Source organism: Bacillus sp. ms-22, from assembly GCF_009759805.1.
Taxonomy (GTDB): domain Bacteria; phylum Bacillota; class Bacilli; order Bacillales; family Bacillaceae; genus Bacillus; species Bacillus xiamenensis.
The window spans coordinates 732,509-757,350 of sequence record NZ_CP046653.1 but is presented as its reverse complement, the minus strand read 5'-3'; the positions used below and the strand labels follow the sequence as shown (position 1 = coordinate 757,350).

Genomic DNA, 24,842 nt, shown 5'->3' with positions numbered 1-24,842 from the left:
CCCCTGCTTAATTTGATGAGTTGTTCTCTTTATACGGTATAGATGCGTAGCCCTTGATTCTTCTATACACAATCAACAAAACGGCCACGGCGAATATGACAATTGAAATCATCTGCGCAATTCGAAGGTGCTCTGTCAGCATTAAGCTGTCTGTTCTCATGCCTTCAATGAAGAAACGGCCGATTGAATACCAGATTAAATAAGACAAGAACATTTCGCCTCTGCGCAGCGATGTTCTGCGTAATAAGATGAGAATTACAACGCCGGCAAGATTCCATAATGATTCGTATAAGAACGTCGGGTGATAGTAGGTTCCATCAATATACATCTGATTAATAATAAACTCAGGCAGGTGTAAATTCTCTAAAAAGCCTCTTGAAACAGCCTCACCATGCGCTTCTTGATTAATAAAATTCCCCCAGCGTCCAATCGCCTGCCCTAGTAAAATACTAGGCGCTGCCACATCGGCGATTTTCCAAAAGGACACTTTTCTCACTCTTGTAAAGACGATCGCTGTCAGCACTGCACCTATCAGTCCGCCATGTATGGCAATTCCGCCATTCCAAATCTTTATGATTTCATTTGGATGCTGCTGATAGTAATCCCATTCAAAGGATACATAATAAATTCGTGCACAAATAATGGCGATAGGAATGGCAAATAAAATTAAATCAATAAACGTATCTTTATTGATGCCTCTTTTTTCACATTCCCTGAGTGCGAGCCAGAGTCCAAGCAAGGCTCCAACCCCTATGATCACACCGTACCAATGAACCGAAATAGGTCCGAGCTGAAAAGCAATCGGATCAATTGGTTGAATTGCTTCATTCATATAGACAACTCCTATTCATCCTGGCCATTGTCTTCAATGACATCGGCAAGTTTACTTGTAAATTGTTCCGCTGCATTATGCCCCATTCGTTTCAACCTGAAGTTCATCGCAGCTACCTCAATAATGACCGCTAAATTTCGTCCTGGACGTACAGGGATCGTCAGCTTTGGTACATCCGTATCGATGATCCGCATCTTCTCTTCCTCAAGCCCTAAACGATCATACTGTTTGCCTTGTTCCCACAGTTCAAGGTTCATCACAATCGTAATTCTCTTATAGCTTCTGACAGCGCCTGCTCCAAATAAGGTCATCACATTAATAATGCCTAATCCACGGATTTCTAGAAGGTGCTCAATCAGCTCTGGTGCGCTCCCAACTAGCGTATCCTGATCCTCTTGACGGATTTCCACGCAGTCGTCTGCAACCAGCCTGTGTCCCCTTTTCACAAGCTCTAAGGCTGTTTCACTTTTTCCTACACCGCTTTTACCTATTAACAAAACACCCACACCATATACATCTACAAGGACACCATGAATTGCGGTCGTTGGTGCAAGCTTGCTTTCTAAAAAGTTTGTTAATCGACTCGAAAGCCTTGTCGTTTTTAAGCTTGATCGTAAAACCGGCACGCCATTTTCATTGGATGCTTCAATTAATTCCTTCGGCACTTCACGATCTCGTGACAAAATGATGGCAGGGGTAATATCTGTACAAAGAGACATCATTCTCTGCTTTCGTTCGCGTTCTGGGAGTTGTTCAAAAAAGGAAAGCTCTGTCTTCCCTAAAAGTTGAACTCTTTCTTTTGGATAATATGTAAAATATCCAGCCATTTCAATACCTGGTCTGGAAAGATCACTGATTGTAATGGGACGATTAATCCCTTCTTCCCCACTTATCAGCTCAAGATGAAATTGTTCCATTATGTCCTTCGTACGAACTTTCGGCACGCTTCTTCCTCCTTTTATCACAGGCGTTTCAGAAATACAGCTCTATTTTATCACTTTCAATGATGAACCCAAAACAGTATTTTATCCTGATCCTGTTTCACAAGCTCGAGTGGTATAGACAACTATACTTAAAAAGGGTACACTAAAGCTAAAGACAACGAATAAGGGGGCACAAACATGAGCAGCTCTTTATTGCTCTCCAATATTCATATTGTGACAAAGACAGAAATCATTGAACGCGGTTTTGTCGGTTTACGCGATGGCAAGATCGACTATATTTCAACATCTCCACCGACAGGAAATTATGAAAAAGTATATATTTCCCGGGAAAACTTTTATTTACTTCCCGGAATGATTGATATTCACATTCACGGCGGTTACGGTGCAGACATGATGGATGCGACACCAGAAGCCATGAATACACTTGCTGATCACTTACCCTCAGAGGGAACGACAAGCTTTTTAGCGACAACCATTACACAAAACCATCAAGAGATTGAGCATGCTCTTAAAAATGTCGCTCTGTGGAAACCCGATAACGAGAAGCAGGCCGGAAGTCAGGCACAATGTTTAGGAATTCATTTGGAAGGTCCTTTTATTTCTAAAGATAAAGCTGGGGCACAGCCTGCCCAATGGATTAAACAGCCTGATCTCCCGCTTTTCGAAAAATGGCTTCATGCATCTGAACAGCTGATTCAAATTGTCACATTTGCACCTGAGGAAGATACTGATTTTGCTTTCCTTTCCATGCTGCAAGAAAAAAACATTATTCCTTCTATTGGACATACGAATGCTGATCATGCCATGATTGAACGAGCAGCAAAGCACGGTGCACGCCATGTGACGCATCTTTATAATGCGATGAGTTCGTTTCAGCATCGTGAACCAAGCGCGGCAGGTGCTGCTCTTACAAACGAGAAACTCTTTACTGAGCTGATTACAGATGGCATTCATTCACATCCTCTTTCCGTAAAGCTAGCATATCTGGCAAAAGGGAGTGAACGTTTGATCATGATTACAGACTCCATGCGCGCAAAAGGGCTAGGAGAAGGAACATACGAATTTGGCGGTCAAACTGTCACAGTCAGAGGTGAACAAGCATTGCTGGCAGACGGTACACTTGCAGGATCGATCTTACGTATGAAAGATGGAGTCAAACAGATGAGACAGGTCACGCATTGCGGATGGACAGAGATTGCTAAGATGACCTCGACAAATGCAGCCAGTCAGCTAGGTCTTGAAGATCAGCTCGGTTCAATTGAAGTTGGGAAACTGGCAGACTTGGTCATTTGGGATGATTCTGGCGAACTGATGATGACGATCTGCCGAGGACAAATTGTCTTTGAAAAAAGGAGGCAAATGACTGATGAACATCATTGAATTTGCGGATAAAGATCAATTAGGAAAAGAAGCTGCTGCCTTCATTGCACGTACCATTAAATCCAAAGCAGATGCGGTGCTCGGTCTGGCAACTGGCGGTACTCCTATCGATACTTACAAAGAGTTAATTCGGCTGCATCAAGCAGAAAAATTGTCTTTCAAACAAACAAGAACAGTGAATTTGGATGAATACGTAGGACTTGATCCAAATCATGAAAATAGTTATATGACCTACATGAGGCGTCATTTATTTGACCACATTGACCTCCCAAAGGATCAGTATTTCCTTCCTAATGGCGCTGCATCTCAATTGGAAGAAGAGTGCTTAAGATACGATCAGCTCATTGAAGATTTAGGGGGCATAGATCTTCAGCTTCTTGGCATTGGGCAAAATGGACATATCGGGTTTAACGAACCTGGTACTCCCTTCGATTCAAAAACGCACGTTGTTCAATTAGATGAACATACCCGCAAGGCCAATGCAAAATACTTTTCTTCTATTGATGAAGTGCCTACACATGCGATCACAATGGGTATTGCGAGCATTCTTTCAAGCAAAAAAATTCTGCTTCTTGCATCAGGAAAATCAAAGGCGGAAGTGATACAATATTTAGAACAGACGGATGTTCATCCAGACTTCCCTGCATCTGCCTTGAAACTTCATCAAGATGTGACGATTTTTATTGATCGAGAAGCTGGTTCACTACGCTAAACACGAGAGGATTTTCACATGTTTATTGATAAGCAGTCACCTATTCCCATGTACCATCAGATTATGGAGAACTTGAAAAAGCAGATTGAGGATGGAACGTTAGCCCCTGATACACTTATTCCTTCTGAAAGAGAATATGCTGAACGCTTTGGTATTAGTCGAATGACTGTCAGACAAGCCTTATCGAACCTTGTGAACGAAGGATATTTATACCGCCAAAAAGGAAAAGGCACCTTTGTTAGCCGAAAAAAGTTTGAACAGCCGCTTCAAGGCTTAACAAGCTTTACAGAAGATATGCGCCAACGGGGTCTCAAAGCCTCAAGCCAGCTGATTGATTTTAAAAAAATCGCATGTCCAGAGCACTTACTGCCAGTCTTACAACTGTCCAGCAGCGATGCTGTATATGAACTGAAACGGATACGGCTTGCAAATGATGAACCGATGGCCATTGAAACGAGTTATATACCTGAAAAATTTGCAGGGGATCTCATAAAGGAACATTTAACAGGATCGTTATATGAATATATAGAAAACCACACGGGCCTGGCGATCGCTCATGCAAAGCAGGAGCTTGAAGCCAATGTTGCCTCAAAAGAAGAAGCGCACCTGCTGTCAATTGCAACAGGCGCTCCTGTTCTATCCATTGCAAGAACGACTTATTTTCAAAACGACCTTCCATTCGAGTATGTCATTTCCGTTTATAGAGGAGATCGTTATAAGCTCATTCATACAATGGAACGATAAACTGTGCTCCTAAAATAGAAGCACAGTTTTTTATTTCCTAAGAAATTTTGATTGACCATCATTTTTTGTATGAATTTTCCATATAGGTGAAACAGCTTTCCCTTGGAAACGATCTTTTGCGACAGTGTACCAATAATAATCTTGGTTTGGTTTTAAACCTTTCCATTCAAAGCTTGCTTTTTTACCACTTTTCACACCTTTAGCTTCCCCAAGAAGAACATTTGTGTAGACATTGAGTTCAAAATAATTGGTTTTGACGGATTTCATTTTTGGTGTCAAATCCACATCAATGGAAAATTCGTCTTGGTCTCCATACGTTTTAGGATCATAGAAATGCTCTTGATTCATATAAGGAGAGTAGGTTGTAAAGTGAAGTTGATTTTTTTCTTGATCTGCTGTAATCAATCGCATAAAGCCTTGACCACCTTCAGGACCTGATTGATAATCTGCCAGTATTTGATATACTTTTCTGTCCACTTTTCCATCATGATCATCATCAATCTCATCTACTTTCCGGCTCGCTCCGTGGTAGTGACCGCTAAATACTGCCACAATATTTGGATGACGTTTCACCACTTGATGGAAGATGAGATCTCCAATCGGGCTTCGGTTGCCGCTCACTAGCAAATACTCATGAAAATTTAAGATGACAATACGATCTGGATGCTCAGAAATCACTCGGTTTAACCAATCAATTTCATTTTGCTTCAACCCCCAGCCCATATATACCATCATATAATCATTACCGCCAGCAGAGATGAGATCATAATGTCCTCGATTGTTTTGATAGGATTCACCGTAGTAAGGTTTTTCTGCAAAGCGTTTCGCTCCAAAGTATCTCCCATATTCCATATAAAGGCCGTCTTTGTGCCTGACATCATGATTTCCAGCTAAGACACCGTAAGGAATTTGATGTTCATCTAACACACGCATAAATGTATCGGCACGATTCCATTGCTTCCCCTTTGAATCATCCACAATATCGCCTGTATGGAACACGTATTGAATATTTAGCTGATCCCTTTGATCTCTAATCCACTCGACCATTTGTTTAAAGATATGAGGATAGCTTTTAGCATAATATTGAGTGTCAGACATCCATACCATTTTATACGGCTTTTGCGTCTTGCTGATTTCATCCTGCACAAGCAAATCAAATGTTTGATTTTTCATATACTGTCTCACTGACAGCAGTCCTTTCAGGTAAAATTCCTTTTCATCTTTAGCAAAGTGATGAGTGATTTTATCCCACTTTTCCTGCTGATGATTCCAAGCGTACATTGTCACCTTTCTCCCAGTTAATGAACTTCCTTTCCACATAGCCTCGACGACATCCTTTTCACGTACAGCGTGATGCACCTTGATTTGAAAACGATGATAAGGAAAGCGCTGTAAATCCCTCGTTTCGACTGCTTTCCCATCAGCAAATGCAATTCGGTTCCTTTCTTGCTCGGAAAATAGCATCTCACCTGATTCGGTAAGACTCTTTGGCGGTTCAGTCTCTGCTGCATATTGAAAGATCTTCATGGATGGATGCAGCGATGTATATTGATAGGCACGATAAAATGAGTAATCTAACTGATCATTTGTTGGATCTTTGGTTAACACCGTTTGCTTAGATGATTTCATTTTTGTCTTATCTGCCACTCGTTCTGGTGTTTCAGGATGTTCATGTACCGTTTTAAACTCTTTTTTCAATATAGACATGTTCCCAGCGGCATCTTTTGCTTTGATCGTAAACGTATGCTGACCTGGATTTAATTCGCTAGAGGATGTCTGATAAGGCAAAGAAATTGGTTTGCCATCTAAATATGCCTTCATCTCCTCTATGTCACTCCATTGATCCGTCACCTTTGCCTTTAACGTAAAGGCGCCTTTATATTGGTCATTTGCCTTTATATTTGTCTTGATTTTCGGACCTGTGTTATCGACTTTCACCCGTACTGATGCAGATTCGTCTGCGGTGTTGGCCTGAATGAAATGCGTCCCTTCTTTCAGCCTTCTTGTATCCCACTGAATATAGGTTGAAACATATGCTTGTTTTGGAAGTTGAAATTGGAAAGCTCTGACCTTCTTTGCATTGCCACCGTCTCCCATCTTCCATTCTTTTTGCGGATCGGCATTTGTCGAGGGAATTTGAGTTCCATTCGATAAAATCATCCTGACATGTTTCAACTCAAAATCATCGTGATTTTCTCCAGGAAATCGGTCAAATGGAGATGACTTTGTTCCAGCATGAAAAGAGATTGTCTGCGGACCTTCCTTTTCCAACTGATTTTCTGGTATTCGCATTGTATAGGTGCGATACACTTTTGTCGAATCATCAAAAATAGAAAGTAAGCGTTTCCCTATAGACACACCATTCTTAAAATATAAATTTGTTCCTTTGACATCAAATGCAATATATGGATCTGCTTCAAGGGCAGGAAATGCTTGTCGAATCCGCTTTCCATCTATCATCAATTGAATGTTTTTTTTCTGATCCGCTGTTGCTTTTAAGGAGAATATGCCTGAAACCGTATCTCCGTCTTCTACATTGAATCGAAGGCCATGGGCTTTGCTGACCTGCTCGACATCAATTGTTTTTTTCATGGTCATTGCTTGATTTTCACCGTCAGACGCTTCCAGCTCGTATTCCAATTGTTCTTTACCAATCAGCTCAGGTGAATAAATAATGTAATGAAACAGTCGGTCATTATGATCCTTTTGAAGTAGAACCTCTTTAAAATCATCTTTACGATTCGTCCGATATCGCAGTTTGACGGTTTTGACGGATTGATCGTCCTGTACATCTGCTTTAACCTCAATACCCTCAGTTGGTTTTACCGGTTTCTTGTCTGTCATATCTTCGATCACAGGTTTATGAACATCTGGTGAGATTTCTTTTTTTTCAGATGGAATTTGTGCTTTTAATACTTTTCCAGGTGTAGGCTCTTCCTCCACTTTTGAAATCAGCTTCATTTGCGTCGTCCCATCCATTGGATACTTGAACAATAAAGATTTGTGCTCGCTAAATAATGAAGGCTTCAAACGATATGAGGCAGATGAAATCTCTTCCCCTATATTTGTTGTGATAGAGACAAGACGAGATTTGGAATTGGACAGCCCTTTGCTCTCGATCACTGATAGATGCTCGCCCTCTTTTAAATGGCTTTTGTACATTGCATTAAAGTCCGCAACCGTTAAATGCTCCTGCCCTTTTTTTCTGAGCCAGAAAACATGTGGTTTTCCAGGAGAGATAGTGACTGGATTGGTGTGAAATGAATAAATATCATCCATCTCTAAGCCTTGTGCAGGATTGCGATAGCGAAGCTGATAATGCTGAAGAGAGATAGGTGCATGTGTTGTGTTATACACCTCGATAAATTCAAATGCATCCTTGCCTTTTCTGTTTTTTGAATTGGCAACGATCTCCGTGATAAATAAGTCCGGAATATGTGAAAGATCCTCTTCAAATCCGTTTACGTGAACAAACTGTTCTGTGGTTTTGATCACAGACTTCTGCGTTAGGAATTCTGTATAGTAATGAACCGTTGGATTCCATAATTGATCTGACGGGATTTTCGCTGTGAATTCTGGTTTCATCCCTGGTAACCGTTCCATTGGAATCAAGCGGTATCCAAGTTCGTCACTTTGTTTATAGTACAAGTTTGCAGACAAAATGTGCTCTGACTGATTAATAGATGCCCGAAACTGAAGATCACGGCTTTTTCCTTGAACCGGACGGACATCCACATGAAATTGGTCAAAGATAAAAGGTGAAAAGGGCTTGTTTGGTAAATTCACTTGGGTTTGAATGTAGGCCCCTGCTGAAGCAGGCTGACTGAAACAAAAAAGAATGATAAAAAAAGGTAAAAGAATCATTTGTCTGCTCACGTTCACCATCGTGCACCGCCTCCCTTCGGATATTGTGTCTCCTAAAGGCGGTTTTTATGACAGATGGAACGGGGAAAAGGGATAAATTCGCATAAAAAAACCGTTAGCTTTTCTTCGCTAACGGCTCCACGATTCCTTTTTGTATGAGCAGATGGAAAATGGATAAAATGACAGCCACCCAAATGGCCGTTCCGAACCCATCAATGTGAAAACGATCTCCCATAAAGCTTGACGTCATCATCAGTGTGATGGCATTAATAACAAATAGGAACAATCCTAGTGAAAGTACTGTCACTGGCAGCGTTAAAATGATCAAAAACGGCTTCACTAAAATATTGAGCAAGGACAAAATGATACTTGCCACAACGGCTGCGCCAAACCCTTCCACATACACGCTGCCGAGTCCTGGCAGAATGCCCGAATCAAAATATCCAGCAATGACGATTAAAAGTAGTGCATTCACTAAAATACTGGCAATCCATCTAAACATTTAGCTAGTGCCTTCTTCCGGAACAACAAAATACCAGATGAAGTAGATGAGAAAGATCGGCATAAATGCTGTCATAAAACCGATGATCACTGTTAAAATGCGAAGCAGGGATGCATCAACACTTAAATATTCAGCAAGTCCACCAACAACACCCGCTATTTTTTTATCTGTTGCTGAACGATACAGCTTCTTCATGTAGAATCACTCCTTGTCTGATTGGTGCTTTACTTGGATTGAGCCTGTTTTTGTTTCTGCAAAAATAGAGATACTATGCTCTGCCTGTTGATTGGCCTTGATCATTTTTTCTTTTTGTAGCGTTTCATTTTTCTCTTTAATCATATTGGCATCAAGCAAATCGTGAGAAATTGAACCGAGATTGCTTTTCAGCTCCGCCGTCACTGCACATGCACGTGGAATGTGAACGTCCACACTGCCTGTTGTGGTTTTTGCATAAATCGAACGGCACTTCTCATCTGACAGCTGGACAGCAATATTCCCGTTGAAGCTCTGTGCATCAATTGATTCACTTTTCCCACGCAGGTCAATGAGCCCATTGATGGTTTCTACTTCAATCATACCACACTCGTGATCTGCCAGTTTAATTTGTCCGTTTGCTGTTTCAATTCCGACCTTTTCTGCTTGTAAAGAGGCAAAAGAGACAACGCCATTTGTGGTTTTTGCAGCCAGTTCTTTTGTCTTTAGCTTTTCCCCACGAATTGGGCCATTAAACAGCTTGACCTTGATCTTCTCGTATTGGATACGCGGTACATATAGGGTGACATTGACTTTCATTGTCTTCTTTTCAGTTCGGATAAAAAATTTATCCCCTTCAAGCCCGCAATCCAGTTGATTGAGAAATTGCTGTCTTGCCTGCTCTCCATCCTCTGCACGGTAAATTTTCGCATGACACTCTGCTCGAATGTCCCCATCGTCCCACGGCATCACATTGAGACTGCCGTTCGCCAATTGAATATCTAGATGAGACAGTGAGGCGTCTTTGAATTGAAAAATGTGTTCAACGTCGACGGACTGTCCGAAGTTCAAATCAAGATCAACATCTTTGACTTTTTTCATGGCAGAATCTAACCAGCCAAACAGCTTTGCTCCAAGATTCTCACTGCTGTTTCCTTTGCTTTCTGCTCCCGCTTTTTCTTCATGAAAGGTGTGATCGGCTGTAGACTTTTCTAATGAGACAGACTGACTTTCTTCCAGCTTTTCTAATAACGTAATCGCTTCTTTTGCCGATAATGTCCCATCTTCTACTAATTTTAAAATTCGTTCTTTCTCATTCATACAAAGCCCTCCTACGATTTAATGGTTTGAAGTACTTTAATGCCTTGAATGATATTCCAAATGACAGAGATCAAAAAGCTAATGGCAATGATAAAGGTCAAGATAAACACCGTCATGACTGGAATGACCGAATCGGTCGACTGCGTCGCAAGTAAAAATGGGATAGACCCAAAAATGAGAATACAGCACGCTGCAATCGGCAGCAGGTGTGACCATAGCGCCCGCACCGCATGACGTTTTGTTTCCTTTTGATCTACTACAAAATATGCCACAATCGGTACGATAAATGGCATAAAAAATACACTAAAATAACAAATAGATGCAATGATCGACTGATCTCTATTCATATATTCGCTCCTTCATGATGAAAATTCCTTTCTAACTCATACGTTTCTTGCGTATAAAAAGTTTCAAACTCATTCGATTTACATATGACCTTAGACACAAATTATTTCTTTTTGCCCGTAAGTGTAGATTCTTCATGGATTACCCTTTAAAATATGTTGAAAAGATGGTGATTATCATTATAGGGGGTAATTATTTTGACAGATCATCATAATTCTAATCACACGGCGCAAACGCTTTTAGACCTTATACAGAAACAGAAAAGCATGAACAGCGATATGATCAAGGAGCTGGAGACCATTCACCCGTCTCATCCGAAGTATGGTGATATCCGTTATTTAAAAGTATTGCTCGACAGCAGCAGTACCCATATTTTAAAGGATTTAACGCACCTCAGTAACTTAATGCCAAAGGAAGATGCGCAATAAAAGGAAAACCCCTCGACCGGAGGGGTTTTCCTTTATGAGGATGTCACACTTTCTGTTTCTTTGACTAACTGTTTCATTCGTTCACGGTCACGCTCTAAAATAGGTTTTAAGTATTGACCGGTGTAAGAAGCTTTTTCTTTTGCAATTTGTTCAGGTGTCCCCGAGGCAATGATCGTTCCCCCGCCTGCACCGCCTTCTGGTCCTAGATCAACAAGGTAATCGGCCGCCTTAATAATATCAAGGTTGTGCTCAATGACCAAAACCGTATCTCCATTTTCAACCAAGCGCTGAAGCACTTTTAACAGCCGGGCAATATCATCCACATGTAGACCTGTTGTCGGCTCGTCTAAAATATAAAGAGACCTTCCGTTCGAACGGCGGTGAAGCTCAGATGCCAATTTCACACGCTGCGCTTCTCCACCAGACAATGTCGTCGCAGGCTGTCCAAGTGTAATGTACCCTAGACCAACATCAAAAATCGTTTGAAGCTTCCGCTTAATTTTCGGGATATTCTCGAAAAATTGAAGGGCATCCTCAACAGTCATTTCAAGAACATCAGAAATGTTTTTCCCTTTGTACGTGACCTCTAGAGTCTCACGGTTATAACGTTTCCCGTGACACACCTCACAAGGCACATATACATCAGGTAAAAAGTGCATTTCAATTTTAATAATGCCATCTCCACGACACGCCTCACAGCGTCCGCCTTTCACGTTAAAGCTGAATCGGCCTTTTTTATAGCCTCGCACTTTCGCTTCATTGGTCTGCGCAAAGACATCCCGCACGTCATCAAATACACCTGTATACGTAGCCGGATTGGATCTTGGTGTACGGCCAATGGGAGATTGATCTATATCAATGACCTTGTCTAGATAATCCATTCCTTTCACTTCTTTGTGCTGTCCTGGCTTCGCCTTCGCTCTGTGAAGCTTTTGCGCAAGGGACTTCAGTAGAATTTCATTCACAAGCGTACTTTTCCCTGAGCCTGACACACCAGTCACAGCCGTAAAGACACCTAGAGGGAATTTGACATTGACGTTTTTCAGATTATTTTCTTTTGCACCTTTAATTTCAATGTAGCGGCCGTCAGGCTTTCTTCTCTCAATCGGAAGCGGGATAAATTTCTCACCAGATAAATATTGTCCCGTCAAGGATTTCGGGTCCTTCATGACTTCTTCTGGCGTTCCAGCTGAAATCACTTCTCCCCCATGAACCCCTGCTCCTGGTCCGATATCAATTAAATAGTCAGCAGCAAGCATGGTATCTTCATCATGCTCTACAACAATCAGCGTGTTTCCGATATCACGCATGTTTTTCAGTGTGCCAATCAAACGGTCATTATCTCGTTGATGCAGACCAATAGACGGTTCATCTAATATATAAAGTACGCCTGTCAGCCTTGACCCGATTTGAGTCGCCAGTCGAATCCGCTGCGCCTCCCCGCCTGATAATGTGCCAGCAGACCGGCTTAATGTCAAATAATCTAATCCGACATTATTTAAGAAGGATAAGCGCTCTTTGATTTCACGTAAAATGAGCTGGGCAATCTGCAAATCTTTCTCAGACAACTCAATTTTCTCATAGAAATCAAGGGCATCAGATACAGACAAATCGGTCATTTCTCCGATATGTTTGCCATTGATGAGAACCGCAAGTGTTTCTTTTTTCAGGCGATATCCTTTACAGGTCGGACATGGCTGATTGGCCATATATTTTTCCATTTGTTCACGAATATAATCGGAGCTGGTTTCCTTATAACGGCGTTCAATGTTCCGAAGAACCCCTTCAAACTCAATTTCATTTTCACGTACCTGGCCAAAATCATTTTCATATTTAAAATAAATCAGCTCAGAGCCGCTACCATATAAAATTTTATCAAATAAATGCGGCGGTATATCTTTGACTGGTATGTCCATGTCGATTCCATAGTGTGTACATACGGCCTCAAGAAGCTGCGGATAATACTGTGAGCTCTGCGGCTCCCATGGAGCAATGGCATGCTGCCGTAAAGTCAAATCCTTATTCGGAATGACAAGCTCTGGATCTACTTCCAGTTTAGAGCCGAGACCATCACAGCTTGGGCAGGCACCGAAAGGACTGTTGAATGAGAACATTCTAGGCTCTAGCTCCCCAATAGAGAACCCGCAGTGCGGACAAGCATGGTGCTCACTAAATAACAGCTCTTCTTGGCCAATTACATCAATCATGACCCGACCTTCACCAAGTCGAAGCGCCGTTTCAAGAGAATCAGACAGACGTGCAGCAATGCCTTCTTTCACGACAATTCGATCAATCACGACTTCAATGGAATGCTTTTTATTCTTTTCAAGCTCGATCTCTTCTGACAGGTCTTCCATCTCGCCATCAACTCTCACTCGAACATAGCCCTGCTTTCGGATTTGATCAAGCACTTTGACATGTGTTCCTTTTCGGCCAGAGACGACTGGCGCAAGCACTTGCAGTTTTGTACGCTCTGGATATTCTAAAATACGGTCTGTCATTTGCTCAATCGTTTGTGACGTAATTTCTATCCCATGTATAGGACAAATCGGTTTTCCGACTCGAGCATACAAAAGGCGCAGGTAATCATAAATTTCTGTGACAGTTCCTACTGTTGATCGAGGGTTCCTGCTGGTCGTTTTTTGGTCAATACTAATCGCTGGTGAAAGACCTTCAATGGCATCTACATCAGGTTTGTCCATTTGACCGAGAAACTGACGTGCATAGGCTGAAAGAGATTCAACATATCGCCGCTGTCCTTCAGCATAAATAGTATCAAAGGCAAGCGACGATTTTCCTGAACCAGATAATCCCGTCATCACCACTAGCTGGTCACGCGGGATATTGACATCAATATTTTTAAGGTTGTAGGCTCTAGCACCTTTCACCTCTATTCGTTCCATAGCCATCAGGCATTCATCCTTCCGCTTTTAACTCTAGCAATAAATCTCTTAATTCTGCTGCTTTTTCAAAATCAAGCGCTTTTGCTGCATCTTTCATTTCCATCTCGATTTTTTCGATCACTTTTTCTCGTTCTTTTTTGCTCATTTTTGACAGCTTTGGCGCTGCTTTTGTTTCGTATTCTTCCGAATCCTCATGTACTTTCGTTGCCTTGATGACATCTCGAATCTTCTTATGAATCGTTTGCGGAGTAATTCCATATTTCTCGTTATACGCTTCTTGTTGCTCTCTTCTCCGCTTTGTTTCTTGAATCGCAATGTCCATTGATTTCGTCATATTGTCCGCATACATAATTACCCGGCCTTCTGCATTTCTCGCAGCACGGCCAATCGTCTGAATGAGAGATCTTTCAGAACGTAAAAAACCTTCTTTATCCGCATCCAAAATGGCTACGAGTGACACCTCTGGAATATCCAAACCTTCACGTAGAAGATTGATCCCGACGAGTACATCAAATTTACCGAGACGTAAATCACGAATAATCTCAATTCGCTCAAGGGTCTTAATTTCTGAATGTAAATAATTGACCTTGATTCCGATTTCTTTTAGGTAATCTGTGAGATCCTCAGACATTTTCTTCGTTAAAGTCGTCACAAGCACCCGTTCATTTCTCTCAACCCTTGCATGGATTTCTCCAATTAAGTCATCAATTTGCCCTTCAATCGGACGCACTTCAATGATTGGATCGAGCAAACCAGTTGGGCGGATAATTTGTTCCACAACCTCTGGCGTTTTCTCAAGCTCATACGGTCCAGGCGTTGCGGATACGTACACAATATGGTTAATATGCTTTTCAAATTCATCAAAAGTGAGCGGTCTATTGTCAAGCGCTGACGGCAGACGGAATCCGTGATCTACCAGCACTTGTTTTCTTGCCTGGTCCCCGTTGTACATGGCTCGAATTTGCGGGATGGTCACATGTGACTCATCGACCACAATCATAAAATCATCCGGGAAATAATCAAGCAGTGTGTAAGGCGTCGAACCCGGAGGACGCAAGGTTAGATGTCTGGAATAGTTCTCGATTCCTGAACAAAAGCCCATTTCTCTCATCATCTCAAGGTCATACCTTGTCCGCTGCTCAAGACGCTGCGCTTCAAGCAACTTTCCGTTCTCACGAAGCTTTTCAAGCTGCTCCTCAAGCTCTTTTTCAATATTGATAATGGCTTTTTCCATTTTTTCTTCTCTTGTGACGAAGTGAGATGCTGGGAAAATAGCGACATGATCACGATCACCGAGTATTTCTCCAGTCAGAGCATCCACTTCACGAATACGCTCAATTTCATCACCGAAAAACTCCACTCTGATACAATGCTCATCTCGTGAAGCTGGGAAAATTTCAACGACATCGCCTCGAACCCGGAAGGTACCGCGCTGAAAATCTATATCATTACGAGAATACTGAATATCCACAAGCTTACGCAGAAGCTGATTACGTTCAATTTCCATTTCCGTTCGCAAAGACAGGACAAGCTCCCGGTATTCCTCTGGCGAACCTAAGCCGTAAATACAGGACACACTGGCAATGATGATGACATCTCTCCGCTCAAATAGCGAGGATGTGGCGGAGTGTCTCAGCTTATCAATCTCATCATTGATGCTGGCGTCCTTTTCAATAAATGTATCAGTTTGAGGCACATACGCCTCTGGCTGGTAATAATCATAGTAACTCACAAAATATTCAACAGCATTATTCGGAAAAAATTCCTTAAACTCACTGTATAATTGACCAGCAAGTGTCTTATTATGCGCAATGACAAGTGTCGGTTTGTTCACTTCTTTAATCAGGTTTGATACAGTAAAAGTCTTTCCCGTACCTGTAGCACCTAACAGCGTTTGATGCTGTTTCCCCTGATGGATGCCCTCCACAAGCTTTTCAATCGCTTTTGGCTGATCCCCTTGGGGTTGATAGGTAGAAACTAATTCAAAGCGGTCACTCACATCAAAGCCTCCGTTTCGTTACGAAATCTATCTAATGAATATATTATCATAAAAGAACACAAAAATACGAACTAAAGTTCGCTTCTCACTTGATTTTTATTTCCAATACCATCATACCCTCTCTGCCGAGGCAAATAACCACCTCAAGAAACCTTCCTTTCAGTATGGAACATTTTGGAGCGAGATATTCGATCAACAGAAAGATCACAAAAAAGAAAGCTGCACTCACTAAAAATCGTAAGCACAGCTCAGTACAAAACGTATTCTTTCGATTGATCACAAGGAAAAACATCAATGATGTTTTTCAGCCTTCTCTCTCTTTTCAATTTCTTTCTTAGCCATAAACAATGCCCCAGCTACTAAAGAAATAATATCTAATCCTACAATAAAGTAAGTTTCTGTATAGCCTTTCATATACGAGGCAAATAAAAGGGCCGCGGTTAAAGCAATGCCAACGTAATGATTATAAGTAACCTTTGAAAATAAAATGACAAGCAGGAAAGGAAAAATAAGTGCAAATATGGCTTTTGTAATCACAATAACCCTCCCTCTACATGGTCTACTCCCTTGATTATAGTAAAGATTGGCATAATGAACAATTCACAGTTTTCAATTTCAGCTTTTTTTCTTCTCTAATGAAGACTTTTGATATAGATGAGGAGGAGAATTAGTGAGAACGTCCCCTTTCCAAAGATAGGTCTTTACGTCTTTGACAATTACATCCAATAAATTCTATGATTAAAATGATAGTGCGCACTATCATCTTGAGAATATAGAGACACAGACAAACAATTGGCTATTTGAATAAGGGGGCTTTCCCATGTATTCAGTATTATTTCATGCGGCTGAAGAATCCGCATCACTCGCAGGGGCAAAAGGCGTGAATTTAATTAAATTAAACAATCACGGGCTGCCAGTTCCAGATGGGTTTATTATTAAAACCAACAGCTTTGCAAGCTTTCTTTCCTATCACCACCTGCATCCAACTGAACAAATGCTTGAACAAAAAATCAAAAATGCTTCGTTTCCTTCACAAATGGAAACAGAGTTACTTTCGTCCTTTCAATCATTGCTCAAAACATATCCCTCCGTTGCAGTTCGATCCTCCTCTGTGGCGGAAGATCTCGAAGGCGCCTCATTTGCAGGACAATACGAGACCTATTTGAATATCAAAACCAATGAAGAATTTTTACAGGCTGTGAAAGAATGCTGGTCTTCTTATTTTGCAGCAAGAGTCACAGAATATAAGGAAGAAATGGTCGAAACCGAGGAAGATATGCCGCTCATGGCAATTGTCGTTCAAGGATTAATCCATTCTGACGTCTCCGGCGTCATCTTTAGTGAGAACCCGGTATCAGGAAAAACAAATGAAGTCATGTTGACAGCAAGCTACGGACTAGGAGAAGCCATCGTCTCCGGCCTTGTGACACCAGACACGTTTATTGTAGACAAAGAAACGGACTCTATTGAGAAATCACTGGGAACAAAAGATCTGCAAATTGTCCCCTGTCAAGAGGGCGTCATTGAACAGCCTGTATCTAAGGAAAGGGCTGGTCAGTTTTGTCTGCATGATGATCAATTGTTACAAATCACGAAAATCACCAAACAAGTCGAAGCACTTTACGGACATGGAGTAGATATTGAATTTGGAATTTCAAATGGTACTTTTTATTTACTTCAAGCGAGACCCATTACCACTGTTCTTCCAAAAACAGCCAATGAAGTGGCAGGAGCTTCTTTTCAAATACAGCCAGAAGAGCTGCAAGATTTCTGGATTTCAATGGACGATCATATGCCTGGACCAACAAGTCCTCTCTTTTCAAGTCTAATCATCCCTGCTTTAAAAAGCGGGATGAAGAAAAGCGGAGAAAAGTATCAAGTGCCTGATCTCAATATTAAAGATATCAAGCTTTATAGAGGCCATCTGTATTCTTCACCATCTATGCCAGAAGCAGGAACGGATACTGAACCAGTTTTTGATGAGAGTCTATTTGAGCTGTTTCCCCGTTTAAGCGAAAGAATGTATCACATTTTGGAGCAAAACTTGTTTCCCTTATACGAAAAACTTGATCGGCAAATCAATCAGCCTCTGACAACTGATGAAGCCATCATTGGCCTCAAAGAATTAAAAGATATTTATCTAAAAGCGTACGACGATCATTTTGATATCGTCATCCCACAAGTCATTCTATCAGCAATGATCGAAGATATGCTTGTCACATATACCGGTGATCAAACACAAGTCGTCTTGCTGCATGAAATGATGATAGGTGTGATGAACAAGTCTCTTGAAACAGATCAAAAGCTATCTTACCTGGCAAAAGAAGTCCTTCAAGATGAAGAACTTCTTCAGGCATTTACAAACCATGCAACGAATCCAGAACGATTATATGCGCTCAATCACACGGATAAAGGAAAGAACTTCATTTCTAAAATAGAAGAATTTCTCCAAATCTATGGCTGGCGATCTGTCAAAAGTCATGATTTTACAGATGAAACATGGGTAGAGAACCCTGATTTTGTCTTAGATATCATTAGAAATAACATTCAGTACCAATCTGATTTTGACGATGAATTTGCACAAGCAGTGCTCAAAAGACGAGAAACTTATGAGCAATTTATGAGTCAAGTAAAGGATGAAGCGTTTAAAACAAAATTTGAAAAACTTTATCATTTTGCGCTTCAGGCAGCCAATATTCGAGATGATCATCACTTCTACATTGATGCCATGTTAGATGCAAAAGCTAGACTATATCTCTTGAAAATTGGTGAACTTCTTGTCCAAAAAGGAGCCATTCCTCATCAAGAAGACCTTTGGTATCTCTACGATGATGAAGTACACAAAGCACTTACAACTTCTATCACATACGATTCGGTCATCCAGCAAAGAAAAATTGAAATGAAAGAAAATGAAGCGATTCAACCGCCAGCTTATACAGGCAGCCCCTCTGAAGCTGAATTACAGCAAGTAGAAAGAATGCTCGGTTCGTTAAGAGAAAATGAAAATAACACAAATGATGTAATCCACGGAATTGGCGCATCTAGCGGCATTGTATCTGGAAGGGTAAAAGTCATTACATGCGCTGATGAATTCTCACAATTCCAAAAGGATGACATTTTAGTTTGCAAAACAACGACGCCTTTATGGACCAGCTTATTTAGAGACGCCAAAGCCGTGATCACCGATTCTGGCGGCATTTTGTCTCATTCCGCTATTATCGCTAGAGAGTATATGATGCCTGCTGTCCTAGGAACACGAATCGCCACCGAAAAACTAAAATCAGGTGATCTTGTTACAGTAGATGGTGCCAATGGGCGTATTCAGTTATTAAAACAACATTCAAGGGCATAATCGGAACTTTTTGGTTCATATTGGCGGTCATGGATTTTATCGGTATACTTACTTTGTTGCAAACACATTCATAACCTGAGGTGAGTATGCTTGTTAAAATCAACAAATCAACGAATCATTCGCGCAACGATGGATTTATTGTCGGAAAAGGGCTATCAAAAAACAACCACTAAAGAAATTGCGTCAAAAGCGAATGTGAGTGAAGCGACAATTTTTCGTAACTTTAAAAACAAACGCGGCGTGATTGCTGCCATGATGAAAATGAAATCAACACCGACAAAAACCCTAGAAGCAGAATTTAAAGGAGATTTATACACGGATTTAAAATTTCTCGGTACCTATTTCCTTGAACATTTGACTTCCAAAAAAGAATTTATTTATATCAGCATGAGAGAACCAGCTATGTTTAAGGATTTAGCAAACCATGAAAAAATTTATCCTCAAGAACTGAGGGAAATGCTGATACAATATTTCAAAAAGATGAGTGATCGGCATCAAGTATTAAAAGGAAATGAAGAAATCTACTCGGACATTTTTATTAGTACGTATTTCGGTTTTTTCATTCAACAGCTGGAGCTAGACTTCCAACTCGTTTTAACACAGAAAGAAGATTTTATTGAGACATGCACACACATTTTCATGAGAGGAATTTCTCCCGCTTGAAGGGTGAAATTCTTCTTTTTTACAAAAAGGTGGTATACACATTGAAATTAAAAAAAGAGAGCTTGATTATTTATTCTTTGTTACTTGGTGCTATTTTAGTTCCGGTCAACTCAACCATGATCGCAGTAGCTCTATCATCTATATCAACTTATTACGACCAATCCATTTCAAACATTACTTGGGTTGTTACGATTTATCTTATTGTGATGGCAGTCACTCAGCCTATTGCGGGTAAGCTAGGAGATATATACGGCCACCGCAACATGTATTTAGCCGGTGTGACACTCTTTTTGATTGGCTCCATTGGCTGTGCTTTCGCACCTAATCTTGCTTTGCTCATCACTTTTCGATCCATCCAAGCAGCAGGTGGCGCTATATTAACACCGAACAGCATTGCATTAATTCGGGCAACGGTATCACCTGAAAAACTCTCTAAAACAATGGGGTTCTTTGGTTTTGGAGCAGGAATTGGTGCTGCACTTGGGCCTTTTATTGGCTCGATGCTTATTCAGAGCTTTGACTGGCATTCCATTTTCCTAGTGAATATTCCTTTTTTATTCCTCACACTTGTGACCGGCGTCTTGCTGATTCCGAAGATGGAGCATACACGCTTACAAGCCAATGTAGATATCATCGGTTCGTTATACTTAACGATCGGGATCGCCACACTTATTCTGTTCACCAAAAGCCAACTATTAAATGAATACATGGTCTATGGGATACTTGCATTGACCGCCATTCCTTTATTCTTCAAACATGTACGTAAAGTAACAAATCCGATCATTGATTTGGCCCTATTTAAAAATAGTGCTTTTACAAACGCTAACCTTTCCATCATGCTTAGTAATTTTGTGATGTACGCTATTCTTCTCATTATGCCGCTGTTTATGGAACAACAACTTACGCTGTCTCATACACAAAGCGGGATCATTCTTTCTATCTTTTCACTCTGTATGTCTATTAGCGGACTGCTTGGGGCAAAACTCCATCCAGTAAAAGGCGCAAAGAAAATGATTCGATTTTCATTTTTCTGTCTTACTTTATCAGGCATCCTGCTGATCACACTAAGCAGTTACCCAAATGTACCTCTCCTGATCATCACATTAGTCGCAGGGGGAATCTCATCCGGTATTGGCATGACTAGCATGCAGATGGCTTCTTTAACCTCTGTTGATCAGAGCTTATCAGGTTCGGCATCTGGGATTTTCTCTACCTTTCGATATTTCGGAAGTATCATTTCATCTACATTGATTGGAATTATAAGTGGTTTTCAATCTTTATTTATTGTATTAATGGGCGCCGGTATTCTTGGTTTCCTCCTATCTCATCGCTTAAAAACAAAGTCCACCTCTCATTCATCTGGACACTCTGCTTAATGACTTCCTTCGCTCTAGGTTCATTTAGGGCGGGGGATCTATGATTATCTGTCACTTTACATTATGAAGAACATATTGATCAAACCGTGAAAATCATCTTTTAAACATGAAAAAATGTCATATGTTCAGAAGAAAAATGGATTTCAGCTCAAATTTCACCCCACTTCCCTACCTAAAAGCTTTTTTTCATATCTTCCAGCAATCATAACTTCGATTTTTTTTCACAATTTTTGTGTTATGCTTTTTGAAAATAGAGCACGCAAAGGAGCAGAAAGATGGAACGTGTGAAATATTTTTTGATTTGTTTATCAGCTCTACTGTTTTTCCTGTCAGGCTGTGGAAAAGAACAGCAATTTACGCCACCTAGCAGCTCTCAATCGTTTGCTGTGATTTCTCAATTAAAAAAAGCCTCCTTTTCAATAGTTGATTTACAAAAGAAAAAAATTGTCTCTTCCGTTGATTTAAAACATCCTCTCACTGATCTTATTCAAATCAACAAAGACGTCATCATTGCTTCAAGTAAAGAAGGACAATCTCTAATAGAAATCAATTTAAAAAAAGGAACAGCAACAGACTATATGAATGTGAAAAAAGGGCTGACGTCACTTACATATGATGCAGCTTCCCGCACTTTACTTGCAGCAGATTCAGAAAAAAATGCCGTGTATTTTATTGATACGCAGCGCAAAAAAATAAAAGCAACTGTGAAGACAGGAAAATTACCTTCTTCTATGACTCTTTCTTCTGCAGGAACTTTGTTTGTTTTAAATGCAGAAAGTCATACCGTTTCAGTCATTGATATTGAAAAAGAAAAAAATATACGTACCATTTCTGTATTAGAACGACCTTCTGGTATCCATTTTGATGGGCATTCCATTTGGATTGGAGGACACGGTAAACCTGGCACCTTAAATAAAAGTATTTTTGCTTACGACCCTAAAACAGGAAAAAAACAGCAGGAAATCAAACTAGGCGTCATGCCTGTTGCATTTTTCTCAGAAAAAAACGCCTCTACTTTATATGTACTATGTCATGGAGACCATACACTCTACAAAGTAGATACGAAGAGGAATCAGCAGCTCTCTTCTGTTGAAACCGGTCAAAATCCGAATTATATTACTGCCGATTCCTCATCCATATATGTAAGCAACTTAGATGACAATTCAGTATCAGTCATTGATAAACATACATTCATGTTAAAAAATCGGCTGAATATCCCATCAGGGCCTTACGCTATCGTGTTGGAGGAAAAGAAATGAAAGAACAGATGAATATTTTAATAGTAGATGATGAGTTAGATATGCTTGAGTTAATCGGAGCCTTTTTGCAGAAGCAAGGCTTTCACGTGATGACTGCCAATAATGGAAAGGATGCCTTACGTCAGTTTGAAAAAGAGCAGGTAGATCTTATTGTATTAGATATCATGATGCCTGAAATGGATGGATTTGAAGTCTGCCAGCGTATCAGGCAAACCTCCCAAATCCCCATTTTATTCTTAACAGCTAGAAGTTATGAGGAGGATCGAATTAAAGGGCTGGAAATAGGAGCAGATGACTACATCATGAAACCTTTCAGTCTGCGTGAGCTTTCAGCAAGAATTGAAACGACCTTAAGAAGAATTAGAGGACTTTCACTAAAGCGCAGCCGGGTGCAGATTGGTGACATGGAGATAGATCAAGATGGAAGACAAGTCTATCTAAAGAAAGAGCCTATTAATTTAACAAGAAGAGAATTTGATTTACTCATGTTTCTTCTGCTTAATCAAGGCCAGGTGTTTTCCCGTGAGCAGCTCTATCAAAAATTGTGGGAGTCACACTCAACTAGCGGCTCTTTAAGAACAGTCGATACACATATTAAAACATTGCGGCTGAAATTAAAAGGAGCCGAACGGCATATTAAGACCGTGTGGGGTGTCGGCTATAAATTTGAGGAGAACGAATGAAGCCATTATCCATTAAAAAGAAGGTACTTTTCTTAATCCTTTCCGTTATAGGAATCGTTGCCACCTCAGCTCTTGCACTAACCTATTACTTATACCAGCACTTATATATAGATAAACAGATTGACTCCTTAAGTTTACAAGGAAAGAAGCTGGCAGAAGTCTATCACAAACACGGAAAAGACACGTATTTTACCGACAGAATGAAATGGGCAAATGATTCAAGTCAGGCGCGTGTTATTTTTACTGATGATCCAATGGAGCTTTCAAGTGGTATTCCTTTTGATACGAATACAAATGATAATCTCATTACGTTTAAGGAACGCCAAAAGCTACTTCAAGGGAAAACAGTTGTGTTAATTAGAGAACATCCCCAGTTTCATCAAGATATTCTCGGGATTGCCATCCCTGTATTTTCAAACAAAGATGATCTATCAGGGACGATTTTTCTCTCGATGCCTTTATCCGATGTGTATGAACCGTTTGTTCAGATTAGATTGACACTTGGCCTATCCATTTTATTTATCCTGCTGCTGATTTTCTTTATCGGATATAAGAGCTCAAATAAAATCGTAAAGACGATTAATCAAATGAAAGAAATTGCAATGGAGATGGAATCTGGTGATTTTTCAAAGCGCATGGCTGTGACAAAAAAAGGGGATGAGTTAAATCAGCTGAGCCGTTCCTTTAATAAACTGTCTTCTACCTTAGAAAAGGTTGAGCAGCACCGCAGGGAGTTTCTGGCGAATGTCTCTCACGAACTTAGGACACCTTTAAGTTATATGAAAGGCTATGCAGAAGGGATTGAAGAGGGCATCATTGAACAAAAGAAAGGAATGCAAATCATCCAAGATGAGGCTGCACGTTTAAGCAGGCTTGTGCATGATCTTTTAGACCTTGCACAATTAGAGGGGGAGTCTTACCCACTAACGATGGAGCCCATCGTCTTTGCACAGCTTATTCATGATGTTCTTGATCAGATGACATTCATCGCTCATCAAAAAGGGATATCGTTCACACGGACCCTTGAAGAGGATTGTATTGTATATGGTGATAGCGATCGGCTTCAACAAGTGGTGCGTAATTTATTGGACAATGCCATTCATTATACCCCCTCTGGGAAATCGATTTCGATTGAATTAACTGTTCACCAAAAGACGGCTGAATTGAGAGTGATAGATGAAGGCAGCGGGATTCCAAAGAAAGACCTACATCATGTTTCTGAGCGATTTTACCGAGTGAATAAAGCCCGTACAAGAAAAGATGGAGGCTCTGGCCTTGGACTAGCCATTGTTTATCAAATTATGAAAAAGCATCATGGCACGTTTGATATTCAATCTGAACCAGGACTCGGTACGACAGCTATCATTCAATTACCAAGTGCTGCATTCAGCGAAAATCTGCCTGCTCAATAACAAATACAGTTACACTCTCCTTCACCTTATAAATCCTTCACATCTATATACAAATGTGAAACAGAACAGCTCATTTCAAGAGCTGTTTTTATTCATCAGAAAAATAAAGAATTGGCCTTTTTTTATTAACAATTTATTCATATTTGCTTGT

20 protein-coding genes are annotated in these 24,842 nt (G+C 40.6%); 10 read left to right on the top strand and 10 right to left on the bottom strand.

The annotated features are described in order from the left end of the window. Positions 1-7: 7 nt before the first annotated feature. Together lgt and hprK are read right to left on the bottom strand one after the other, a co-directional pair. Positions 8-832 (bottom strand): prolipoprotein diacylglyceryl transferase, encoded by an 825-nt coding sequence (lgt, locus tag GPA07_RS03860; RefSeq protein WP_157292051.1) that lies wholly within the window; start codon positions 830-832, stop codon positions 8-10. Between the two features lie 11 nt (positions 833-843). Beyond that, positions 844-1,776 carry an HPr(Ser) kinase/phosphatase gene (gene hprK / locus GPA07_RS03855; RefSeq protein WP_071168517.1) on the bottom strand — a complete coding sequence of 311 codons (933 nt, stop codon included), beginning with the start codon at positions 1,774-1,776 and terminating at the stop codon, positions 844-846. A 177-nt stretch (positions 1,777-1,953) separates the two neighbouring features. Between hprK and nagA the strand changes: the two genes are divergently transcribed. The 3 genes from nagA to GPA07_RS03840 are packed head-to-tail and all read left to right on the top strand — an operon-like array spanning position 1,954 to position 4,612. Beyond that, positions 1,954-3,156, top strand: coding sequence for an N-acetylglucosamine-6-phosphate deacetylase (gene nagA, locus GPA07_RS03850; RefSeq protein ID WP_008358376.1), 1,203 nt, complete (start codon positions 1,954-1,956; stop codon positions 3,154-3,156). Then, complete coding sequence (gene nagB / locus GPA07_RS03845) at positions 3,143-3,868, top strand: glucosamine-6-phosphate deaminase (protein ID WP_157292050.1); 726 nt, start codon at positions 3,143-3,145, stop codon at positions 3,866-3,868. The genes nagA and nagB overlap by 14 nt, the downstream gene beginning before the upstream one ends. Before the next feature lie 18 nt (positions 3,869-3,886). Next, complete coding sequence (locus GPA07_RS03840) at positions 3,887-4,612, top strand: GntR family transcriptional regulator (RefSeq protein WP_071168516.1); 726 nt, start codon at positions 3,887-3,889, stop codon at positions 4,610-4,612. A gap of 30 nt (positions 4,613-4,642) precedes the next feature. Here the strand turns inward: GPA07_RS03840 and GPA07_RS03835 are convergent, their stop codons facing one another. The 5 genes from GPA07_RS03835 to GPA07_RS03815 all read right to left on the bottom strand — a co-directional run bounded on the left by GPA07_RS03835 (position 4,643) and on the right by GPA07_RS03815 (position 10,618). Then, positions 4,643-8,497, bottom strand: coding sequence for a lamin tail domain-containing metallophosphoesterase family protein (locus GPA07_RS03835; RefSeq protein WP_157292049.1), 3,855 nt, complete (start codon positions 8,495-8,497; stop codon positions 4,643-4,645). A 94-nt stretch (positions 8,498-8,591) separates the two neighbouring features. Then, positions 8,592-8,978: a phage holin family protein gene (locus GPA07_RS03830; protein WP_008358383.1), complete on the bottom strand. Its 387-nt coding sequence runs from the start codon at positions 8,976-8,978 to the stop codon at positions 8,592-8,594. Beyond that, positions 8,979-9,173 carry a PspC domain-containing protein gene (locus GPA07_RS03825; protein ID WP_008358386.1) on the bottom strand — a complete coding sequence of 65 codons (195 nt, stop codon included), beginning with the start codon at positions 9,171-9,173 and terminating at the stop codon, positions 8,979-8,981. It abuts the gene before it with no gap. 6 nt (positions 9,174-9,179) lie between these two features. Continuing rightward, positions 9,180-10,271, bottom strand: coding sequence for a DUF4097 family beta strand repeat-containing protein (locus GPA07_RS03820; protein WP_157292048.1), 1,092 nt, complete (start codon positions 10,269-10,271; stop codon positions 9,180-9,182). An 11-nt stretch (positions 10,272-10,282) separates the two neighbouring features. Further along, the gene (locus GPA07_RS03815; RefSeq protein WP_008358389.1) at positions 10,283-10,618 is read right to left on the bottom strand and encodes a magnetosome magnetite crystal formation protein family; all 336 of its coding nucleotides are present in this window, start codon (positions 10,616-10,618) and stop codon (positions 10,283-10,285) included. Between the two features lie 195 nt (positions 10,619-10,813). On the opposite strand from GPA07_RS03815, the gene GPA07_RS03810 reads away from it, so the two are divergent. Next, complete coding sequence (locus GPA07_RS03810) at positions 10,814-11,044, top strand: hypothetical protein (protein ID WP_008358394.1); 231 nt, start codon at positions 10,814-10,816, stop codon at positions 11,042-11,044. A 32-nt stretch (positions 11,045-11,076) separates the two neighbouring features. Here GPA07_RS03810 and uvrA read toward each other — a convergent pair whose 3' ends face one another. The 3 genes from uvrA to GPA07_RS03795 form a co-directional block, all read right to left on the bottom strand. Next, positions 11,077-13,953, bottom strand: a complete 2,877-nt coding sequence (uvrA, locus tag GPA07_RS03805; protein ID WP_157292047.1) for an excinuclease ABC subunit UvrA — start codon at positions 13,951-13,953, stop codon at positions 11,077-11,079. Between the two features lie 7 nt (positions 13,954-13,960). Then, on the bottom strand, positions 13,961-15,946 hold the full coding sequence (gene uvrB / locus GPA07_RS03800; protein WP_008358403.1) for an excinuclease ABC subunit UvrB: 1,986 nt from the start codon (positions 15,944-15,946) through the stop codon (positions 13,961-13,963). Positions 15,947-16,237: 291 nt separating this feature from the next. Further along, a complete protein-coding gene (locus tag GPA07_RS03795) occupies positions 16,238-16,483 on the bottom strand; it encodes a CsbA family protein (protein WP_008358409.1) in 246 nt (81 codons plus the stop codon). Between the two features lie 283 nt (positions 16,484-16,766). Here GPA07_RS03795 and GPA07_RS03790 point away from each other — a divergent pair, with 283 nt between their 5' ends. The 6 genes from GPA07_RS03790 to GPA07_RS03765 all read left to right on the top strand — a co-directional run bounded on the left by GPA07_RS03790 (position 16,767) and on the right by GPA07_RS03765 (position 24,691). After that, entirely contained in the window at positions 16,767-19,298 is a 2,532-nt protein-coding gene (locus GPA07_RS03790) for a PEP/pyruvate-binding domain-containing protein (protein WP_008358412.1), read from the top strand. Between the two features lie 90 nt (positions 19,299-19,388). Further along, positions 19,389-19,961 (top strand): TetR/AcrR family transcriptional regulator, encoded by a 573-nt coding sequence (locus GPA07_RS03785; protein WP_008358414.1) that lies wholly within the window; start codon positions 19,389-19,391, stop codon positions 19,959-19,961. 41 nt (positions 19,962-20,002) lie between these two features. Continuing rightward, the gene (locus tag GPA07_RS03780; RefSeq protein ID WP_034739057.1) at positions 20,003-21,337 is read left to right on the top strand and encodes an MFS transporter; all 1,335 of its coding nucleotides are present in this window, start codon (positions 20,003-20,005) and stop codon (positions 21,335-21,337) included. Between the two features lie 275 nt (positions 21,338-21,612). Beyond that, on the top strand, positions 21,613-22,596 hold the full coding sequence (locus GPA07_RS03775; RefSeq protein ID WP_008358419.1) for a YncE family protein: 984 nt from the start codon (positions 21,613-21,615) through the stop codon (positions 22,594-22,596). After that, positions 22,593-23,279, top strand: coding sequence for a response regulator transcription factor (locus tag GPA07_RS03770; protein WP_008358421.1), 687 nt, complete (start codon positions 22,593-22,595; stop codon positions 23,277-23,279). Before GPA07_RS03775 ends, GPA07_RS03770 begins: the two co-directional genes overlap by 4 nt. After that, positions 23,276-24,691, top strand: coding sequence for a HAMP domain-containing sensor histidine kinase (locus GPA07_RS03765; protein ID WP_008358423.1), 1,416 nt, complete (start codon positions 23,276-23,278; stop codon positions 24,689-24,691). The genes GPA07_RS03770 and GPA07_RS03765 overlap by 4 nt, the downstream gene beginning before the upstream one ends. Positions 24,692-24,842: the final 151 nt, after the last annotated feature.

What these genes read in the sequence shown, in the direction of transcription:
- lgt (WP_157292051.1), bottom strand. Translation starts at nt 832, where the DNA reads ATGAATGAAGCAATTCAACCAATTGATCCGATTGCTTTTCAGCTCGGA.
- nagA (WP_008358376.1), top strand. Translation starts at nt 1,954, where the DNA reads ATGAGCAGCTCTTTATTGCTCTCCAATATTCATATTGTGACAAAGACA.
- nagB (WP_157292050.1), top strand. Translation starts at nt 3,143, where the DNA reads ATGAACATCATTGAATTTGCGGATAAAGATCAATTAGGAAAAGAAGCT.
- GPA07_RS03840 (WP_071168516.1), top strand. Translation starts at nt 3,887, where the DNA reads ATGTTTATTGATAAGCAGTCACCTATTCCCATGTACCATCAGATTATG.
- GPA07_RS03835 (WP_157292049.1), bottom strand. Translation starts at nt 8,497, where the DNA reads ATGGTGAACGTGAGCAGACAAATGATTCTTTTACCTTTTTTTATCATT.
- GPA07_RS03830 (WP_008358383.1), bottom strand. Translation starts at nt 8,978, where the DNA reads ATGTTTAGATGGATTGCCAGTATTTTAGTGAATGCACTACTTTTAATC.
- GPA07_RS03825 (WP_008358386.1), bottom strand. Translation starts at nt 9,173, where the DNA reads ATGAAGAAGCTGTATCGTTCAGCAACAGATAAAAAAATAGCGGGTGTT.
- GPA07_RS03820 (WP_157292048.1), bottom strand. Translation starts at nt 10,271, where the DNA reads ATGAATGAGAAAGAACGAATTTTAAAATTAGTAGAAGATGGGACATTA.
- GPA07_RS03815 (WP_008358389.1), bottom strand. Translation starts at nt 10,618, where the DNA reads ATGAATAGAGATCAGTCGATCATTGCATCTATTTGTTATTTTAGTGTA.
- uvrA (WP_157292047.1), bottom strand. Translation starts at nt 13,953, where the DNA reads ATGGCTATGGAACGAATAGAGGTGAAAGGTGCTAGAGCCTACAACCTT.
- GPA07_RS03790 (WP_008358412.1), top strand. Translation starts at nt 16,767, where the DNA reads ATGTATTCAGTATTATTTCATGCGGCTGAAGAATCCGCATCACTCGCA.
- GPA07_RS03775 (WP_008358419.1), top strand. Translation starts at nt 21,613, where the DNA reads ATGGAACGTGTGAAATATTTTTTGATTTGTTTATCAGCTCTACTGTTT.
- GPA07_RS03770 (WP_008358421.1), top strand. Translation starts at nt 22,593, where the DNA reads ATGAAAGAACAGATGAATATTTTAATAGTAGATGATGAGTTAGATATG.
- GPA07_RS03765 (WP_008358423.1), top strand. Translation starts at nt 23,276, where the DNA reads ATGAAGCCATTATCCATTAAAAAGAAGGTACTTTTCTTAATCCTTTCC.